At 65.2% G+C, this 19,593-nt stretch carries 12 protein-coding genes and 1 pseudogene; 7 read left to right on the top strand and 6 right to left on the bottom strand.

What is annotated here, in order from left to right:
- The first annotated feature begins 37 nt into the window (after positions 1-37).
- Positions 38-2,248 (top strand): SulP family inorganic anion transporter, encoded by a 2,211-nt coding sequence (locus RKP46_RS07970; RefSeq protein WP_311106154.1) that lies wholly within the window; start codon positions 38-40, stop codon positions 2,246-2,248.
- A gap of 76 nt (positions 2,249-2,324) precedes the next feature.
- Positions 2,325-2,831 carry a universal stress protein gene (locus RKP46_RS07965; RefSeq protein ID WP_311106153.1) on the top strand — a complete coding sequence of 169 codons (507 nt, stop codon included), beginning with the start codon at positions 2,325-2,327 and terminating at the stop codon, positions 2,829-2,831.
- Positions 2,832-3,324: 493 nt separating this feature from the next.
- Here RKP46_RS07965 and RKP46_RS07960 read toward each other — a convergent pair whose 3' ends face one another.
- The 4 genes from RKP46_RS07960 to RKP46_RS07945 all read right to left on the bottom strand — a co-directional run bounded on the left by RKP46_RS07960 (position 3,325) and on the right by RKP46_RS07945 (position 9,465).
- Entirely contained in the window at positions 3,325-3,981 is a 657-nt protein-coding gene (locus RKP46_RS07960; RefSeq protein WP_311106152.1) for a DUF47 family protein, read from the bottom strand.
- A gap of 2 nt (positions 3,982-3,983) precedes the next feature.
- Positions 3,984-5,024, bottom strand: a complete 1,041-nt coding sequence (locus RKP46_RS07955) for an inorganic phosphate transporter (protein ID WP_311106151.1) — start codon at positions 5,022-5,024, stop codon at positions 3,984-3,986.
- A gap of 424 nt (positions 5,025-5,448) precedes the next feature.
- A complete protein-coding gene (locus RKP46_RS07950) occupies positions 5,449-6,888 on the bottom strand; it encodes a sigma-54 dependent transcriptional regulator (protein ID WP_311106150.1) in 1,440 nt (479 codons plus the stop codon).
- Positions 6,889-9,465, bottom strand: coding sequence for an ATP-binding protein (locus RKP46_RS07945; protein WP_311106149.1), 2,577 nt, complete (start codon positions 9,463-9,465; stop codon positions 6,889-6,891).
- Between the two features lie 285 nt (positions 9,466-9,750).
- On the opposite strand from RKP46_RS07945, the gene RKP46_RS07940 reads away from it, so the two are divergent.
- The 5 genes from RKP46_RS07940 (at position 9,751) to RKP46_RS07920 (ending at position 17,430) form a co-directional block, all read left to right on the top strand.
- Positions 9,751-11,400 carry a methyl-accepting chemotaxis protein gene (locus RKP46_RS07940; RefSeq protein WP_311106148.1) on the top strand — a complete coding sequence of 550 codons (1,650 nt, stop codon included), beginning with the start codon at positions 9,751-9,753 and terminating at the stop codon, positions 11,398-11,400.
- 133 nt (positions 11,401-11,533) lie between these two features.
- Complete coding sequence (locus tag RKP46_RS07935) at positions 11,534-12,409, top strand: DMT family transporter (RefSeq protein ID WP_311106147.1); 876 nt, start codon at positions 11,534-11,536, stop codon at positions 12,407-12,409.
- 133 nt (positions 12,410-12,542) lie between these two features.
- Positions 12,543-14,540 (top strand): response regulator, encoded by a 1,998-nt coding sequence (locus RKP46_RS07930; protein WP_311106146.1) that lies wholly within the window; start codon positions 12,543-12,545, stop codon positions 14,538-14,540.
- 255 nt (positions 14,541-14,795) lie between these two features.
- Positions 14,796-16,244, top strand: coding sequence for a bifunctional enoyl-CoA hydratase/phosphate acetyltransferase (locus RKP46_RS07925; RefSeq protein WP_311106145.1), 1,449 nt, complete (start codon positions 14,796-14,798; stop codon positions 16,242-16,244).
- A 1-nt stretch (position 16,245) separates the two neighbouring features.
- Positions 16,246-17,430 (top strand): acetate kinase, encoded by a 1,185-nt coding sequence (locus RKP46_RS07920; RefSeq protein ID WP_311106144.1) that lies wholly within the window; start codon positions 16,246-16,248, stop codon positions 17,428-17,430.
- 114 nt (positions 17,431-17,544) lie between these two features.
- On the opposite strand, the gene RKP46_RS07915 is transcribed toward RKP46_RS07920, so the two are convergent.
- Positions 17,545-19,026, bottom strand: a complete 1,482-nt coding sequence (locus RKP46_RS07915; RefSeq protein ID WP_311106143.1) for a hypothetical protein — start codon at positions 19,024-19,026, stop codon at positions 17,545-17,547.
- A pseudogene (locus RKP46_RS07910) lies at positions 19,023-19,593 on the bottom strand (hypothetical protein); the annotation flags it as partial. The gene RKP46_RS07915 and the pseudogene RKP46_RS07910, both read right to left, overlap by 4 nt.

The raw sequence follows: 19,593 nt of genomic DNA, 5'->3' as shown, positions 1-19,593 counted from the left end.
GGGCCCGGTTGGCTTTCAGCGAGGAGGATATCTGGCCGTGGAACTGGCGATCAAGTTCAGGAACGACAAGCTGGTCGGCGATTTTTGGGGAGGCACGGCGGCGATGCTCGTCGCGCTGCCCTCGGCGATTGCTTTTGGCGTCACGATTTACGCTGCCATCGGACCGGCCTACGCCGGCCTTGGCGCACTGGCGGGAATCCTCGGCGCAACGGCACTGGGACTGGTCTCGCCCGCCCTGGGCGGCACCAACCGGCTGATTACGGCGCCCTGCGCGCCGGCTGCTGCGGTTCTTTCCGCTTTTGCCATCGAGCTCGTGCATGGCGGAGTGGCGCCGGCGTCGATCGTGCTGATGCTCACCGCACTCGGTCTGGTCTCCGGGCTGGTCCAGTTGATGCTTGGTTTCATGGGTATCGGCAGCCTGATCAAATACATCCCGTTTCCGGTCGTGAGCGGCTATCTGACCGGTGTCGGACTGATCATCATTGGGAGCCAGATTCCCAAGTTTCTCGGTGTGGCGAGCGGCACCACATGGTGGCGTGCCTTGATCTCGCCCGAGCTCTGGCGCTGGGAAAGCGCGCTGGTCGGCGCGGTGACCGCGGCGGTGATGATCATCGCGCCGCTGGTCACGCGTGTCGTCCCGGCGGCGATTCTCGGCTTGCTGGGCGGGATCGTGACCTATTTCGGCATCGCCTCGACCGACCAGGCGCTGCTCGTCATGGAGGGAAACAAGCTGATCATCGGTCCGCTCGGCGGTACCGCAGCGAGCATGCTGGATGCGATTACCGGCCGCTGGCAGGAGATCGGCGAACTCAAGCTGAGTCAGATCGGCAGCCTGCTCGGCACCGCATTCACGCTTGCTGTCCTGCTCTCGATCGACACGCTGAAAACCGCCGTCGTGCTCGACGCGCTGACGCGTGGTCGCCACGATTCCAACCGCGAGCTGATCGCGCAGGGTCTGGGCAACGTCGCCTCGGCGTGTGCCGGTGGAATGCCCGGCGCCGGACAGATGGGGGCGACCCTGGTCAACCTCGCCAGTGGCGGACAGACGCGCGCTTCCGGAGTGGTCGAGGGCGTTCTGGCGCTGATCGCCTTTCTGGCCTTGGGATCGTTCATCGCCTGGATTCCGGTTGGTGCGCTGGCCGGCATTCTGATCGTCGTCGGCTTCCGCATGATCGACCGGCACAGCCTGCACTTGCTCGAATCGCCGTGGACGATGCTCGACTTCATCGTCATCGTTGCGGTCGTTGCGGTGGCCGTCGGCTACAGCCTGATCGCCGCCTCGGCGGTCGGCGTGGCGTTGGCGATGTTCCTGTTCATTCGCGAACAGTTGAGCAGCACGGTGATTCGCAGCAAGATTGACGGCGGCAGCCGTTTCTCGAAGCGCGTTCGCCTGCGCCAGCACATGGAAACGCTGGAGCAGAACGGTGGCCAGACAGTGATTCTCGAACTTCAGGGAAGTCTGTTCTTCGGCACCAAGGATCAGCTCTACAAGGCGCTGGAACCGGAACTGCGCCAGCGCAAGTACGTCGTTCTCGACCTGCGGCGCGTGCAGTCGGTAGACGTCACCGCGGTGCACCTGTTGAGCCAGATCCGGGACTCGCTCAGCGCACGCGACGCCTACCTCGTTTTCAGCAGCCTGCCGCAGAGCCTGCCCAACGGGCGCAACATCGCCGAGTTCTTCGATCAGATGGAACTGACGACGACGACCGAGCATGTCAAGGTCTTCGCCGGCCTGGACGACGCCGTCGAGTGGATCGAGGATCAGATTCTCGGCGAGAGCCAGGTCCAGTCGGCCGATCTGCCGGCGCTCGAGGTGTACGACCTCGAGATCTTCAAGGACCGCAAGGAGGAAACGCTGATCGACCTGGTCGAGTGCCTTGATCGGCGCTCGCTGGCGAAGGAGGAAAAGGTCTACTCGTTTGGCGACCCGGGGAACGAACTCTACCTGATCCGCAAGGGCGCCGTCCGCATCACGCTGCCAATGGCGGGCGGCAGCAGCCGCTATCACACACTGACTTACGGCCGTGGCGACTTTTTCGGCGGGATGGCTTTCCTCTCGCAGATGACGCGGCTGAACGATGCCACGGCGATCGAGGAGACTGAGCTTTTCGTGCTCCGACGCGAGCAGTTCGAGCGGCTGCGCGAAGAGCACAAGCGCTTGGCGGTGCAGATCGTGGAGGCGGTGGCAAAGGTTCTGGCGCTTCGTTTACGCTACGCCGACAAGGAGTTGCTGGCGCTGCAGGAGTGATTTTGGCGGCCAGTTGAGGTATCATCGGTGGCGCCAGAGCGCTGCTTGAAGCGCCAATCCGGAGGAGAAAAAGAGTATGTTCCAACATATCCTGCTGCCCACCGACGGCAGCCAGTTGTCGCGAGATACCGCCGAGCGTGCAGTCGCTTTTGCCAAGGCCGCCAGAGCCAGGCTGACAGCACTGTACGCCCGGCCGGTCGGGCAGATGGACAATTACGGGGACCTCGTTCAGCCGGCGGCACTCGACCGCCTGGTCAACAATTCCGAGGGCAAGTCGAAGGAATACCTCGGCTTCATCAAGAAGCTGTGCAAGGACGCCGGGGTCGAATGCAATGCGCTGTCGGTGCCCAATGACAGTCCCTGGGAGGCGATCATCGACGTAGCGGAAAGCCAGGAGTGCGATCTGATCTTCATGTCGAAGCACGGTCGTGGCAGCCTCTCGTCGCTATTGCTGGGTAGCGAAATTTATCGTGTGCTCACCCATTCGAGCATTCCTGTCCTCGTCTATCGTCCGTCGGAAATCGATGCCGGCCGGCGCAAGGCGCGCGAAAAAGCGCGCGAACGCGAGCGCAAGCGCGCCTGAGAAGCGGGCAGCGGACGAGCATCTCTCGCCGGGGCATCAGTTCGGGCCACCGGCGAAGGATAGCGCTCACGCGGGGGGAGGCAGCCGTGGGGTCGTTGATCCTTGTACAGACGCGGCCAAGGCCGGGCCAACGATCTTGCCAGCAGTGTTGTGCGCCGGACGGCGCGGCAGGGAATGCCCGGCAGCGCTTGTCGAACGAGGTCGGCGATAGGATGGCTCGTTGGTCGTGGCCAAGTCGCGCCTGCACCGCGTGCCAGACGTAGCCGCGTTCCCTGCCGCTGCCGGCAAGGTGAGCGTGCTGGACATGCAGGCAAGGGTGATCTCGCGAGCGTTCACCGGACGCGCCAAGGCGGGCGGGCGCGTGTCGCGCCCCCGCCCGCCTTGCCGGGTGTGGTCTCGCTCGCCGACTTGACCTCAGGCGCGCCCGGGGTCGTCTCGCTTTCCGGCGCCTGGGCCGCGCCGGTTTACCGGCACACGCGTGCCGGTTGCGCGCTCAGCAGAGCTTGACGACGATGTCGAGCAGCGTGCTGTTGCAGACGTTCAGGCGGTCACCCGCGCGCACCAACTGGCTGTAGATTTCCTTGCGCCGGAAGATGTGGTGGAAATCGTTGTCGTTGAACAGTTCGGCCAGCGCGCGGCGATGCGTCCGGGTCAGATTGCGTCCGGCCTTGTCGGCCTTCTCGGCGTCCAGGCGGCCGAGCGTCGGTTCGCTGCCCAGGCGGCCGTAGCCGGCGGCCAGAGCCTCCGATCCGTCCTTCAGACACACCGCCATTTCAAGGCAGTACTTGTCGGCCTTCAGCGCGAGAACGTCACTGTCCATCTCGGCGACAATGGTATTGCAGCTGTTGATGATCTCGTCGAGGTTGATGATTGCCCGGTGCAGGTCTTCGCGGTCGATCGGCGTCGAGAAGGCTTCGTTGAGCAGCGTCAGGTTGCGGACCTTGAGACGGTCGCCTTCGTGTTCCGAATCGACGACGCGCCGGGAGACATCCGAACTGCCTGAGCCCATGTATTCGACCAGCAGACCGGCAGCAATTTCGACCTGTGCGCTTTGTTCGGCGAGCAGCGCAAAGAAGTTGGGAACTCGTGGAAAGACGCGATGCAGGATGCGACGCGTCAAGGAGGGGCCTGCAATTTGGGCGCTTGTCATGATTAGACCTTTCCGATGAAGAGATTGACGATGGCGAATGTCTGAATCGCGACCAGCGCCGAACCGGGGATGGTAATGATCCAGGTGATGGCAATATCCTTGGCCTTCTTCCAGCGCACGGCGCGCGGCCGTTCGGAAGCGCCGATGCCCATGATCGAGGTGGATACGACGTGCGTGGTCGACACCGGAGCGCCAATGACCGACGCAGTAAGAATCACCACGGCCGAAGTCAGTTGGGAGCTGAGCGCGTGAATCGGGCGTACGCGGTAGATGGCGAAACCCAGCGTGCGGACGATTCGCCAGCCGCCGGAAAGAATTCCCAGGGTGATGGCGATGGCACAGGCGAGCATCACCCAGAAGGGGACCTCGAAGCGCGGGATGAAGCCGCCGAGCAGGAGGGCGAGGGTGAGCATTCCCATGCTTTTCTGGGCATCGTTGGCGCCGTGCGAAAAGGCAAGTCCGGCAGCGGTGACGAATTGGGCATAGCGCAAGCCGGTGTTGGCTGACGGCTTGGCGGCGAAGAGCAGAATATTGAGCAGGCGCAGCATCAGGAAACCCACCCAGAAACCGATGATCGGCGAGAGGATCAGCGCGGCGAGCACCTTCATGATGCCGGTCAGGTTGCCGCGCGACAATTCGGCGAAGCCCCAGACGACGTTGTCTACTCCGGCGGAGACGATCACCGCGCCGATCAGTCCGCCGACCAGCGCGTGCGACGAGGACGACGGTATGCCGAAATACCAGGTCGCCAGATTCCAGGTGATCGCGCCGACCAGTCCGCAGAGGAGGATAGACAGTGACAGTACGGCCTGTACGTCGCCCAGCGTGACGAATTTGCCGATCGTATTGGCGACTGCGGTTCCGCCGAGCAGCGGGCCGAGGAATTCGAAGGTTCCGACGATGATGACCGCCTGCACGGGCGTCATCGCGCGCGAGGCAATGATCGTGGCGACGATGTTTGCCGCGTCATGGAAGCCATTGGTGTAGTCGAAGAAAAGGACGACGACTACCGTCGCGATCGTCAGGATCATCAGAGTGCTCATCAAGCGGCCCCATATCGGCAAAGGATTGAAATTGACTAAGCAGGCAGCTCCCCTGGTCGCTGCTGGAAAACGTGGCCGGCGGTCAGCGTGGGGTTGAGCAGGTCGCCTGTTGTGGCATGGTTTCTGCCACTTTTCCCCCACGGCCGCTCAAACCGGCATCCGTAGGCGCATAGCAGCAATCGTGCCAGTCTGTTTTCAGGCCAGAAAGGAGTACGCTATCATGCACTTGCGCCAAGACGTGAGAAGCGCACGGGGATTGCGGGGGGGTGTAACAAAACGCGTCGAGGGTTCGGCAGAATTCCCGGTGGTGTAGCGTAATCCCATGATCTGACGCGCAAAGGGAAAAAATGACGCGTACATTTCAAAGTGACAAAAGGTTACACCCCGGGGTGTTTCCCGGGATTATTGCCCTTTCTGCCTGGCTTCAGGATTCGCCAGGTGTGACGCGCCGCGCCAGGCGCCGGTTCAACGCCGGCCGCGACAAGCCAAGCAAGGTGGCAGCGACGCCCTGATTGCCCTTGGCGCGCTTGAGCGCCTCGCGCACCAGCGCGTCCTCGACCTCGTCGAGCGTCGGGAAGCGCCCTGGAATGATTACCGGCAGGCCGTCGGGAACTTCGCTCACCGGGTTCTCGCTGCTCCCTTCCTTCTGCTGTTTCTGGATGGCCAGGCGGAAGCTGTCCATCGCCAGGACCGAGCCGCCGCGGTGTAGCGCCATGGCGTTGAAGACCATTGCGCGCAGTTCGCGCACGTTGCCCGGAAAGTGGTAGTTCTGGAGCAGCGTAAGCAGTTCGTTCGACGGTTCGGGGGCCGGCTTGTTGATCGTCGCTGCCGCCTCGTCGAGAAAGTGCTGGAGGAGGAGCGGGATATCTTCCTTGTGCTGGCGCAGCGGCGGGACTTCGACCTGGTGTACCGAAAGGCGGAAGAACAGGTCGGAGCGGAAGTGGTTTTGCCGCATCATTTGCGCCAGATTGCAGTTGGTGGCGCATACGACGCGTGCGTCGCTCGGCCGCGCGACGTCGGAGCCGAGCGGAAAGTACATGTGCTCCTGCAGCAGGCGCAGCAGCTTCACCTGGGACGCCATCGACAGGTCGCCGATTTCGTCGAGAAAGAGTGTGCCGCCTGCGGCTTGCGCGATCAGGCCGGCGCGCGACTGGTCGGCGCCGGTGAAGGCGCCCTTCTTGTGGCCAAAAAGCGTGTCGGAGAAGAGCGTGTCGTCGAGGCCGGCGACGTTGACCTGGACGAATTGCCCGCTGAGACCACTCAACTTGTGCAGTGCGTGCGCGAACATCTCCTTGCCGGCGCCGGTCTCGCCCGAGATCAGCACCGGCTCGGCCGACACGGCAACCGCTTCCAGGTACTGGAACAGCGCGCGCATTTTTCGGCTGTGCGTCACGATACCGGCAAAAGCCTCGTTGTTCTGCAGGCAATCGGAAAGGAGATAGTGCTTGAGAACGCCCATCTGGCGGCGCAGCGAGTGCACCTCGATGGCGTGCCGCACGCTGGCCACCAGGCGGCTCTCTTCGACCGGTTTGACGAGGTAGTCGAAAGCGCCTTCCTTCATGCTGCGGACGGCGGTTTCGACATCCTGCGCGGCGGTCATCACGATGACCGGCAGTTCCGGGTACAGACGAACGACCTCGGGCAGCAACTTGCTGCCGCTCAGGTGCGGCATGAACAGGTCGAGCAGAAGGGCGCTGGCCGCTTGACGCTCGAGCGCCGGGAGCAATTCGCGGCTATCGTCGACCATCTGCAGGTTGACGACGCCGGCGCTGCGCAGAACCGCGGCGCTCGCGTGCAGGACCGAAGTGTCGTCGTCGACCAGAAAGACGGGCAGGTTGACGAAAGGCTTCTGGTTTTCTCTCATTCAGTCCTCCTTGTTGACCGGCAGTTCGATGCACACTGTCGTTCCTTCGTTCTCGCGTGACGCGAAGCGCAGCACGCCGCCGTGCTTCTCGATGATCGACGACGAGATCGACAGGCCGAGTCCGGTGCCGCCGCTGTCGCCTTTGGTGGTGAAGAACGGTTCGCCGATCTGGGTGATGACCTCCTCGGCAATTCCCTGGCCCTGATCCTCGACCTGCACGGTGATCCGCTTGCCCTCGTCATCGGCGGCGGCGCTCACGCGTACCGACCGGCTGCGCTCGGGGAGCGATTCCAGCGCGTTGACGATGACGTTGATGAACACCTGTTCGAGCTGCTGCACGTTGCCCTTCACCGTCGGCAGGGAATCGGGCAAGGTCAGCGAGAAAGCGTCGGTGTGTTTGCGGATGCGCGCCGCCAGCAGGCGCGCGACGGCGCGCAGAATCTTGCCGAGATCGGCCACTTCATCCATCTGGCCGCGATCCTCCTTGCCCAGGTGCTTCAGGTTGTTGACGATCTTCCGGATGCGTTTGGCATTGTCGCCAATCTCGCTCATGCCACGTTCGATCACTTCACTCGCCTGATGGAAGCTCAGCCCGGCGAGCAGGAAGTCGCCCTGTTCCTCCTCGTATTCGGCGAGTATCGGCAGCGCATCGCGCCAGATGCGCGCGAGCAGAGAAGCATTCGCCAGAATCGCGTGGTTCGGGTTATTGATTTCGTGCGCGACGCCCGCCGAGAGCACGCCGAGCGACGCAAGGCGTGCATTGCGGATGGCCTGCCATTGCAGCTTGCGGTTTTCGGTCACGTCGGTGAGGACGACCATGGCCGCCATCACTTCGCTCTCCGAGCCGATCGGTACCATGCGCACCTCCCACCAGGTGGCGTCGTCGCGCGCAAACTGGAAATGATCGACGCAGCCGCTGGCGAAGACCTGCTGCAGACGATCGCGGTAGCCGACGCGGACGTTTTCCGGGAGGACCAGCTCGGAGCGCTTCTCGCCGCCGGCGCCGATGGGAAGCGGCAACGGGCGGTTGGTGAGCAGGATGTCGGCCTGGCGGTCGACGGTGAAGATGAGATCGGGCGAGTGGTTGAACAGCGTGCGCAGCTTCTCCTCCGAATCGCGCAGGGCGTCTTCAGCCAGCTTGTGTTCGGTGATGTCTTCAAAGAAGCCGACGATCCGGCTCAGCTCGCAGCCCGGTTCGCGTACCGGGAAGCCGCACACGCGCAGCCAGCGCAAGCCGCGGTCGCCGCGCTCGACCGGCAGGACGATGGTGAAGCGTCCGCCATTGCTGCGCAACTGTTCGAGGGCAGCGCGCAGGGCGCGCGCGTCGGCCGGACGGAAGACTTCGAGCATCAGCGAGAGTTCGCTGCTTTCGCGGCGGACGCCCTGTCCGGTGAGATGCCGGAATGCCGGTCCGATGTACTCGAGTCGCGTTGCCTCGGCGTTGGTCGCCCAGAAGACGACATCGACCGTTTCAGCCAACTGGCGAAAAAGCTCTTCGCGTTCGTAGATCGTCTGCGTCAGCCGGATGCGGTTCTCCAGTTCGCGCCGGCTGCGCACCAGATACAGGCAGAGCAGCAGGGTGCAGGTCAGGCCGCCGAAAAGGACCAGCCAGTGGGCTTCGGTGAACGCTTCGGCGCTGCGGAAGGTGTCCGTCGCGACGCAGGTGATTGACCAGTGGCGGTCGGCGACCGGGATGCGCACCGCCACCTGGGACTGTTCTTCGCCATCTTCCGGGAGCAGACCGCTGTCGCTGCGCACGCTGTGCGAATCCAGCCGGCTGGCGTAGAAGTGCAGCAGGCGGGCGTCGCCGACGGCTGAATCATCACGTACGAGGACCTCGACGCCGCGCGGTTCGAGCAGGTTGATCGCCACGTGCACGAGTTCCTGCAGATCGTACGCACCAACGACGAAGCCGAGCAGCGCAGGCGTCCTCTCGGCGTTCGCCGACGAGTCGGCCGCTGCATCGGCTGGTCCGAAAACCGGCAAGGCGGCGTAGATCGCGTAGCCCGCGCCGGGTCGCGCTGGTACGAGGCGGGTTCGCCCGCTGACCGCCAGCTTGCCCGTCTGGCGCGCGCGCGCGATGACCTCGGCGAGTTCGCGGTCGACCACCGGCACAGCGCGCTGTGCCGTGCCGCTGCCGGTCCGGGCAGCCGAAAAGCCTGCCGGCCTTGCCGGCGGTCGACTGCGCTGCGCGCTGTCCGTCGAGCGCTCGGCTGCTTCCAGGTGGCCGGACTTTTCGGCCGATTCACGTAGCGCTGGCTCGGCCGAGAGCGGTACCCACATCAGCCGTTCGATATAGGAACGCCGCTTCAGGATCGACTCGGTAAACACGAGGAATTCCGCGTCGTCGATGCCGTGCGCCGCGTAGAACAAGCCGCGGATCTCCAGCAAGGCGTCGAGCCCCTGTTCGACGACTGCCCGCACCGACTGTATGCGATCAGCGGCGGCCCACTGGAACTCCTTGAGGTGATTGGTCTGCAGCTCCTGGCGGACGTTCCACGACGACAGGCAGGTGAGCAGCAGGCCGGACATCGCCACGACATAGACGGCGGCGTACTTGCGCAAGTGGTCAAACATCGGCAGTCACCCGGATTGGTTGTGCGACAAGCACCGGCAAGACGATTGCCGCAGGCGGCAGCCGGAGCGCGGCGCGCGAAGCTTAGCAGAAAGGCTGCCGGCGAGGGCGCGCGGAAAGCCGCGGTTTGCCCTCGGGAAACAGAGCGGCGGCTGGCCATGCGCAGGATTGACGCTGCCCGAGCACGGCCCATATACTGCCCGCCATGACTGAATTGTATTGTTGTTATAAATGGAATTCTTTCCGAGCAGTTGTTACTTGCAGCATCCGGAAAGGGAGCGTGCACAATGGGTTTTCTTGCGAGCATTCGCGGCCGGCTGGTTGCGCTGGGCATCGTCGCTATTTTGGGGTCGCTGTTTGCCAGCGGCATCGGCCTCCATGCGCTGCGGACAACGGCCAGCGCAACCGCCGTCGACATGAGGGAAATCAAGCAGGGGATCAACGCCATGGTGGCGCTGTCCGACGCTGAAACAGCTTTCAAGACGCAAGTGCAGGAATGGAAGAACATCCTGATCCGTGGCCACGAGCGCGAGTCCTTCGACAAGTACCGGCAGGGTTTCGAGCGGGAAGCGGAGCAGGTGCGCAGGTTCCTGGCTCTCGCCGACCAGTACGTACGCGAGGACTTGCACGAGGCAGCGGGAGTGGCCCCGCTGCTTGCCGAGCATGGCAAGCTGGTAGACAGGTATCGTGCTGCCTTGAATGCCTGGGAGGCGGCCGATCCGGAGAGCGGGAGGAAGGTTGACCAGGCCGTGCGCGGCGTTGATCGAGCTTTTTCGGAAGGCTTGGCGAAGATCGCCCAGCGCGCCTCGCAAAGCGAGGTCGAGCATCTTGCAGCGCAGATCAGTGCGGCCGAGGCGCACTACGTGGCGACGCGCAACATTCTGGCCGTCACCATGGTGCTCGCCACGCTGACCATCGCCGTTCTGTCGTTTGCCCTGATTCGCGCCGTGACGCGGCCGGTCAGTGCGCTGCAGGCGACGATGCATGCCGTTCGCGCCGACTGGAACCTGCGCATCCGGGCCGACGTTTCGGGTCGCGACGAACTGAGCGCTGTGGCCGGATCGCTGAACGACCTGTTGCAACACTTCCAGGAGGTCGTTGGCCAGATCAACGCTCATGTCGGCAAGCTGGTCACGACCTCGGGCGGGGTGGCGAACTCGGTGAGCGAGATCAGCCGCAACGTCGGCCGGCAGAACGAGGCGACGACTTCGGTCGCCGCCTCGATCGAGGAACTCACGACGAGCATCGAGCGCGTGCGCGCTAGCGCCGAACAGACGCAGCAGATTGCCGAGAGCGCGGCGCAACTGGCGGCTGGTGGCGGTGCGGTGATCGAGAAAAGTGCGCAGGAGATGATCGGCACCGTCGACAGCGTGCAGGCAGCGGCAACCGCTGTAGAGACGGTCGGCCAGCAGTCGGCGGCGATCAGCGGTATCGTCGCGGTGATTCGCGAGGTGGCCGAGCAGACCAATCTGCTCGCGCTCAACGCGGCGATCGAGGCGGCAAAAGCCGGCGAGCAGGGACGCGGCTTTGCCGTGGTGGCCGACGAAGTGCGCAAACTGGCCGAACGGACGAGCCAGGCGACGCGCCAGATTTCCGACAACATCGCCTCGATTCAGGCGAGCGCGACGACCGCTGTCGAATGCATGCGCGGCGTGCGCAATCAGGTCGACGGCGGCGCGACACTGGCGCGCCAGGCAGGTGAGGCGATCGTCAAGATCCGCGCTGGCGCGGTCGAAGTGGTCGATGTCGCGAGCGGGATCACGCTCGCCCTGCGCGAACAGGCCAGTGCCTCGCAGCTCATCGCGCGCCAGATCGAGAACATTGCGCATTCGTCGGAGGGCAGCACGCAGGCGCTGAGACAGTCGGCGCAAGCGGTGCAGGCGATGGAGCAACTGGCTGGAACCATGCGCGAGTCGGTGGCGCGCTTCGCCGGGTGAGCGGCCGCGTCGTGCCGGGTATCGGCACCTCGGCCGGCTGCCGGCCAGGTGCGGAGGGCTTGGGCGGCCCGCGTCGATGGCCGGCCGGCGCTGCAAGGCGCGGTCGTCACGCCCGGCAAACGAAGGCTGGCCGATGAAACTGTGTGACCTGATCGATCTGGTCCTGCTCGCCGCACTCTGGGGCGGGTCCTTTCTCTTCATGCGTTACGCGGCACCGGCTTTCGGACCGCTGCCGCTGATCTGGCTGCGCGTCGCAGTCGCCGCGCTCTGTCTGCTTCCCTTGCTTTTCTTGCGCGGACAACAGTCGGTACTGCGCCAAAACGCCGCCGCTATCGCGCTGATGGCGGTGTTCAGCTCGGCCTTGCCGTTCGTGCTGATCGCCTGGGCGATGCTGTCGATCACCGCCGGACTGGCGTCGATCCTGAACGCTACGGTGCCGATCTTTACGGCGCTGATCAGCGCGCTGTGGCTGCGCGAAAGCCTGGGTTTCTGGCGTGCCGCCGGGCTGGCCGTCGGTTTTGCCGGTGTTCTGCTGCTCGCTGCCGACAAGGCGGACTTCCGGCCCGGCGGGAGCGGCTGGGCGATCGGCGCCATGCTGCTCGCCACGCTGTCCTACGGCTTCGCCGCCAACCTGACGCGGCGTCAACTGGGCGGCGTTCCCGCGCTGGTCAATGCGGCCGGCTCGCAGCTCGTCTCGGCGATCATTCTGATGCCTTTCGCCGTCTGGTTCTGGCCTGTCACGCGACCAAATGCATTGGCCTGGTCGGCGGCGCTGGTCCTCGGTGTCGGCTGTACGGCGATCGCCTTTCTCCTCTTCTTCCGGCTGATCGCCAACGTCGGTGCGGCGCGCGCGGTCACCGTCACCTTCCTGATTCCGCTCTTCGGAGTCCTCTGGGGCAGCCTGTTCCTCGGCGAAACGCTGAACGCCGGCATGCTGGCGGGCGGTTCGATCGTCGTGCTGGGCACCGCACTGGCCACCGGTGTCGTCCGCCCGTCGGTGCGCACCTGACAGCGCTACTGCCGCCGGTAATCGCAGCGTGGCATCCGGAACGGCAAGTTTCAGCGTGCGCGGCGCGCCGCGCCGCGCTTCGTCGTTGCCGGAGGCTAAAGTTTTCGCGCTACATGTCGTATTCGTGAGTGCGATGTACGTTTCCTGTCTACCGACGACCCACTGCTCGCGCCCGGCTGCCAGCGCGGCATCGGCTTGTCGATCCCCTCCGCCGACGCTGGCTGGCGACGACCCGCTCGAAGCGGCGCGGACCGATCTGCTGTTTCGTCACGGACGCGCGGCGGACCTCTTCGCGCTCGTCGCGGTGTTACTCTTTGTCGTTCTGTTGGAAGCGCCACTTCCCGCCGAGTTCCGCTTCGCCTGGCTGGCTTTCATGCTGGTCGGTGGTGGCAGTCGTCTGGTACTGCTCGTCTGGCGGCAGCGCTCGCCCGCCGCAGCCACGAGCGCGCGTTGGGCATTGCGCTACACGCTGGCAACGGGCTGGCTGGGCGTCGGCTGGGCCTGGCTGATCGTGAGCAGCGCCGACGATCCAGCGCTCGGCCCGATTACCATGCTTGCGGTCCTTGGCGTCTGCGCCATGGCTGTCCCGGTTCTCGCGTCACATCGTTGTGCGCTCTACCTGCACACGCTGCCGGTGCTCGCTGCCATAGGCTGCTCGCTGCTCCCGGCGGGCGATCCGGCGAGCCTCGTGCTCGGCGGGCTGGTCGCACTTTTCGGCCTGCTTCTGCTGCGCAGCGGCGCCAACTTCAGTGCGCTGCTCGTCAGCAGCCTGCGCCATCGCCTTGAGCACGAGACACTCGCCAGCGAACTTGACGCGCAGCGCGAGGCGGCCAGTGAGCTCGCGTGTCGACTCGGCGATGAGGCCGAGCAACGACGTGCGGCCGAGGACGAACTCGCAGCGCAGCGTGCTCGTCTCGAGGGTGTCGTCGCGCAGCGCACGCGTGAACTCACGCTGGCCAAGGAACTTGCCGAAACTGCCCGGCAGGCGCAGAGCCGCCTGCTGGCTGACATGAGCCACGAACTGCGCCGGCCGATGAACGACATCCTCAGCATGAGCGAGCTGGCGCTCTGCCGGGCGACCGAAGCGGCTCAGATCGAGCAGTTGAACGAGGCGATGCGCGAGTCGCGTCGCCTGCTTGAGTTGATCGACGGCATCGTCGATTGGTCGCAGATCGAAGCCGAGCACCTGACGCTGGCCAGCGTCGATTTCCGGCTCGGCGAGCTGGTCGAACAAATCGGCGAGCTGCTGACAGTGCGTGCGCGTGAGAATAGCGTCACGCTCAGGATTGACGCCGACGCGCTCGCGACGGATTGTCGGCTGCGCGGTGACCCGCAACGATTGGGACAGATTCTCATCACCTTGACCGGGAACGCGCTCAGATTCAGCCGCCATCGATCGGTCAGCGTCGGCGTCGGCGTCGTCGGCGACGCGTCGGCGCAATCAGTCCGTCTGCGCTTTGTGGTGGTGGATAGCGGCAACGTGGTCCCGCTCGATGAGGGCGGGTGTTCGCTGACCGGTTTCGCGCAGGCGAACGCTGCGTTGCCGCAGCGCTATCACGGCGCCGAACTCGGGTTGGCGATGTGCACGCGGCTCGCCCGCCTGATGAACGGCGAGATCGGCTTCGCCAGCCGGCCAACGGACGAGGCAAACATCTTCTGGTTCACGGTAGGCTTGCCGAGGTCGGCGCCAACGGTGAGCGAAACTGAGGGGCCAGCGCGTGGGCTCGCGCGCGAGATGCTCAAGGCGCAGCATTGCGGCCGCGCCATCCTGCTGGCCGAGGATGAGCCGATCAACCAGATCGTCTGCCGGGAGATCCTCGAAGACGCCGGATTGAGCGTCGCCATCGCGCCCGATGGCGAATGCGCCTTGCACATGGCCGGCGCCGCGAAATACGACCTGATCCTGATGGATATCCGGATGCCCAAGCTCGATGGCCTGGCGGCCACCCGGGCCATTCGCCGACTGCCGGCGATGGCGCAAGTGCCGATCGTCGCCGTGACGGCCAGCGCCTTCGCCGGCGACCGCCAGCGCTGCCTGGCGGCCGGCATGAACGACTTTGTCGCCAAGCCGCTCGTCCCTGCTGTCCTCTGCGCGACCATCCTGGCCTGGCTCGACCGGCCGCGTGGCTGAGCGGAAGAGGAAACCTCCCGGCATGAAGCTTTCTGGCCAGGCAGCGCGGGTGGAACAAACAATGATCGATGCGCCTCTCTGTGCCTCGTCGCAGGCTGACGGCGAGCGCCTGTCCGCCGCCTCGCCGGCGACGCGCCGACGGTCAATTGGCGGGTCGGCGACAAGGCGAGTAAGATCCCGCTTGACCCGGCGGGGACAAGTGCGCTTGGCGATCAGGTCGTCCGCCGCCTACTCCCTTTGCTAGGCTACTTTCCGATGAACACAGAAACCTATCCGGACGGCGACGCTGCGCACGGCGTGGACACGCTGCAGAACCGTCCGTTCGAAGAAATCCGCATTGGTGACACGGCGAGCGTCACGCATACGCTGAGCCTGCGCGACGTGCAACTCTTCGCCGCCGTTTCCGGCGACATCAGCCCAACCCAACTCGACAGCGAACTCGACCGCCAGGTCGGTCCGGCCGAACTCAGCGCACACGGCATGTGGCTGGGCGCGCTCGTCTCCGGTTTGCTCGGCAACCAGTTGCCGGGACCGGGAACGATCCACTGCGCTCAGGACCTCGAGTTCCTGGCGCCGGTTCCGGTCGGCGAGCAGGTCACGATCACGCTTACCGCCACCGCCAAGGACGCGGCGACCCGGCGAGTCACCTTTGCCTGCCGCGGCCTGAATGGGCGCGGCGAGACGATCATGACCGGAACTGCGCGCGTCATCGCGCCGCAGGTCAAGGTGACGATGCCGCGCCCGGAGGCCGCGCAGGTGTCGATTCAGAGCCACGACCGCTTTGAAGTGCTGGTCGAGCGCTGCCGCCATCTGCCGCCGGTGCCGGTGGCGGTTGTTCATCCCTGCGACGAATCGTCGCTCGGTGCAGCCTTGCAGGCGAGGCGGGCGGGGCTGATCGAACCGATTCTGGTGGCGCCGCTTAACCGACTGCGCGCACTGGCCGAGCAGCATCGCTTCGATCTGAGCGGCGTCCAGCAGGAGGACGCGGCGCACAGCCATGCGGCGGCTTTTCGTGCCGTCGAACTGGTGCGCCAGGGCAGGGCAGCGGCGCTGATGAAGGGTAGCCTGCACACCGACGAACTGATGGCCGAAGTGGTCAACAAGGAGACCGGGCTGCGCACCGAGCGCCGCATCACGCACGCTTTCGTGATGGACGTGCCGACCTATCACAAGCCGCTGATCGTCACCGACGCGGCGATCAATATCGCGCCCGACCTCGATACCAAGCGCGACATCTGCCAGAACGCCATCGATCTGGCGCACATCCTCGGTATTGCTCGTCCGAAGGTGGCGCTGATCTGCGCCGTCGAGAGCGTCAGTTCGCGCATGCTGTGCACCACCGACGCCGCTTCGCTGTGCAAGATGGCCGATCGCGGTCAGATCACCGGCGCGCTGCTCGACGGGCCGCTCGCTTTCGACAACGCGATCAGCAAGCAGGCGGCGCGTATCAAGAAGATCGAATCGGAGGTCGCCGGCGACCCCGATATCGTGGTCGTTCCCGACCTTGTCGCCGGCAACATTCTGGCCAAGCAGCTCACCTTCATGAGCAACGCCGACGGCGCCGGGATCGTTCTCGGCGCGCGCGTGCCGATCATTCTGACCAGCCGCGCGGACAATCGACGGACCAAGCTTGCTTCGTGTGCGGTGGCCTGTCTGATCGCCAGCCTGCCGGAGCCAGACCTGCGGCAGAAGAACGGAGGGTGAAATGGAACAGGCGATTCTGGTCCTCAACGCGGGCTCGTCCAGCCTGAAGTTTTCTGTCTTTGCGATCGCCGAGACGGGCGAACTGCGCGCCGTCGCGGTCGGTCAGGTCGAAGGCCTGGGGACGGCGCCTCGCTTGCGGGTGAAGGACGGCGATGGGCAGCGGATTGCCGACGAGCAGTGGGACAAGGCGGCCGTCGGCAGCCATGCGCAGGCGCTGCAGCGCGTCGCCGACCTGCTGCGCGCGCGCTATCCCGGCGGCACGCTGGCCGGCGTCGGCCATCGCGTCGTGCATGGCGGCCCCGATTACTCGGCGCCGCTGCGCATCAGCCCATCGGCGATGGCGGCGCTGGAAGCCTTCATCCCGCTGGCGCCGCTGCACCAGCCGCACAATCTGGCTGCAATCCGCGCGGTGCAGGAGGTGCAGCCCGATTTGCCGCAGGTCGCCTGCTTCGACACTGCCTTTCACCGCACGCAGGAGACGGTCGGCCAGTTCTACGGTCTGCCCTACGAATACTACGAGCGCGGCATCCGGCGCTACGGCTTTCATGGTCTGTCGTACGAGTACGTCGCCGCGACGCTGCCGCACGTCGCTCCCGAGATTGCCGGCGGACGCGTCGTCGTCGCTCACCTGGGCAGCGGGGCGAGCATGTGCGCGCTGCACGGCGGGCGCAGCGTCGGCAGTTCGATGGGCTTTACCGCGCTCGACGGCCTGATGATGGGAACGCGACCGGGGAACATGGACCCCGGAATCGTCCTTTACCTGCTGCAGCAGGAGGGTCTGTCGGCGCAGCAGATCGAAGACCTGCTCTACAAGCGCTCGGGTCTGCTCGGACTGTCCGGCGTCGGCAACGACATGCGTGTGCTGCTGGCCAGTGATTCGCCGCGTGCCGCGCTGGCCATCGACTACTTCGTCTACCGCATCAACCGTGAACTGGGCGCGCTGGCGGCCGTGCTCGGCGGCCTCGACGCGCTCGTCTTCACCGCCGGAATCGGCGAGAACAGCGCGCGCATTCGGCAACTCGTCTGCCGCCAGGCCCGCTGGCTGGGAATCGAGCTTGACGACGAGGCCAACGAAACCGGCGCGCCGTGCATCAGCCGGCCCGGCAGTCGCGCTTCAGCGTGGGTGGTGCCGACCAACGAAGAACTGATGATCGCGCGTCACACGCGCGAACTGCTCGCCTTGTAAGCCGCCAAGCGACCGGCGGCGAGACGCACGCGCTGGCCGCCGTGTCGGGCAGTCGCCCGCCATGCCCGGCAGATCCGACGCGGCAAGCCTGCCGGCAAGCGCTCAGGCAAGCGCTCAGCGCGGCGGGCGTACGCCGCCTTTGCGCTTGATACCGAAGCCGACGCGGAAAATGTCGGGCATGTTGAAGCGCCTCCTGTCTTCGCTCTGGTAGAGCACCGCGAGTTCAACCAGATCGTCGACCAGCGAGTGCGGCTTCCGGAGTGGATCGCTGCTGTAGCGGCGCGGCGGCAGCCGCCTCTGGTTGGCGGCGGCGGCCAGCGCCTCATCGATGCACCGGGGCGTCCACCGCGCAGACAACTCGTCGAAGCTCAGCGGAACGGTCGTATCGTGCAAGGCGCGCAGCAGCGGATCGACCCACGGGTAGTCTTCCTTGATTTCGCTGATACGGATCTTGGAAGCCTCGACGACGCCCTGTTGTACGCCCTGGTAGTGCAGCGCGCAGGAATGCTCGCGCTGACGCGAGTCAGTCCATTCGGCGGCTTGCCTGAAGGCGAGCAGGATGCTGCGCGGGCTGAGGCGGCCCTTGGCGTCCGCCAGGTGGGTCGTAATCCAGGTATAGGTGTACCCCCTCCGCGCGCTGGCGCCCACCCATGGCCCGGCGAGCGCCTCGATGGCTGCGCGTACCGAATCGGACGTCATTCTTCTGGGTAGGCGGTAGGCGCCACGGATGGCCTGCCCGCACTCGTTCCCCGACTGCTCGAGGTTCCGGCGAAACTCGGCGCCGACCGAAGGTGAGTTGAGCAGATGCAGCAGGATCACGCCATAAAGGTCGTCCGGGCGCCAATCGAGCTTCGCTTTCGTGTGCAACAGCTTGGAACTGTCGGCAAAGCGCCAGAACTCGTCCTCTTCCTCGACCATGTCGGGGCGCAGAAAGAACTTGCAGCGGATGGCGCGTCGTGTCCGGCATTCCAGGCCGAGTTTGAGCGCCGCCGCCAGGATACGGCGAACTCCTCCCCAGTCGTCCGCCAACCGTTCGAGCGAATCGAAGAGCAGCAGGAGGACTTTCCCGTCCTCGGCCAACGCGCGATCGGCATCGGTCAGGTATCCGGTCGTCGCGCCTGGATGGTCTGCGACCCAGCGTACGGCTTCCGTCCAGTCGCGGTCGGCGAAGGGCAGGTCCCGTTTCAGGTAGTGAAAGGCATGCCGGAGCAGCACAGCGCGCCAGATCGCGTCTGGACCTTGGCCCATCCCGAGCAGTTCGCCAATCCGGGTTGCCGTCGGGAATTGCTCGTCTGCCAGATCGAGACCAAAACCGACGCGCACGACGAGTCCGGCAGCTCCCGACAAGGATTCCGTATCGGCGACGAAGCGGCGCGTGTTGTCGTCCGCCAGGACCGCGGTCCAGAAACTCTTGCCGGCGCCGCGCATGCCTTCAACGATGGTGTGATCCGGGGACAATGCCTTGGCGTGCGCCGACGGGATGCAGATCTGGGCCAGTTCCGGTGGATCGAGGCTCTCCCACGCCTGGGTAACCGGCAGGCTCATCAGCGCCCGGCGAAAGTCGGCCGCCGGAAACGTCCAGTTCGGTCGATTCACGGCGAGTCCTCGCCGTTCGCGTCAGCCGGAAACAGGCGCCGCGTTGCGCCGGTGAAGAAGTCCCCGAAGGTGTGCTTGACGAGTTCCCATTCCGGCAGTTTGTCCTTCTGGCTCAGGTCGAAGGAGCGGACGCGCGGATCAAAATCGACTAACAGCGGCTGATGCGGCCCGTCCTCGCCTTGCTCGAACAGCCGTGCCGTTGCGCTACCCAGCACGCCCGCGTCGTCGCCTTCCGCGTCGTAAAGTGCCAACCAGGTCTCGTAGCTGCGGTCGACGAAGCGCTGCCGGGCGGCTGCCGCCGGCTCGACCTGCGCCGCCACCATTTTCAAGCGCCAGCGCAAGTCGTCGTCGGGCATTCCCCACTCAATGCTCGGCGCATGACGCAGGTGGTCGAAGAGCAGAACGTAAGCCTGCCAGCCCTGATAGTCGTCGCGCGCGAACATGAAAACCTCGGCGGCAAGCCGTGTGATCGCCGCCGAGCTGATATCGTGCAGCCCGGCACGCGAGTCAAGCAGCACCGCGTCGGGCGTATCGTCGAGGCGTTTGATCTGTACGAGCAGTCGCTGC

The organism is Accumulibacter sp. (genome assembly GCF_031732815.1).
In the GTDB taxonomy this organism is placed as follows: domain Bacteria; phylum Pseudomonadota; class Gammaproteobacteria; order Burkholderiales; family Rhodocyclaceae; genus Accumulibacter.
The sequence above is the reverse complement of the archived record's forward strand: the minus strand, read 5'-3'. Positions and strand labels throughout refer to the sequence as shown.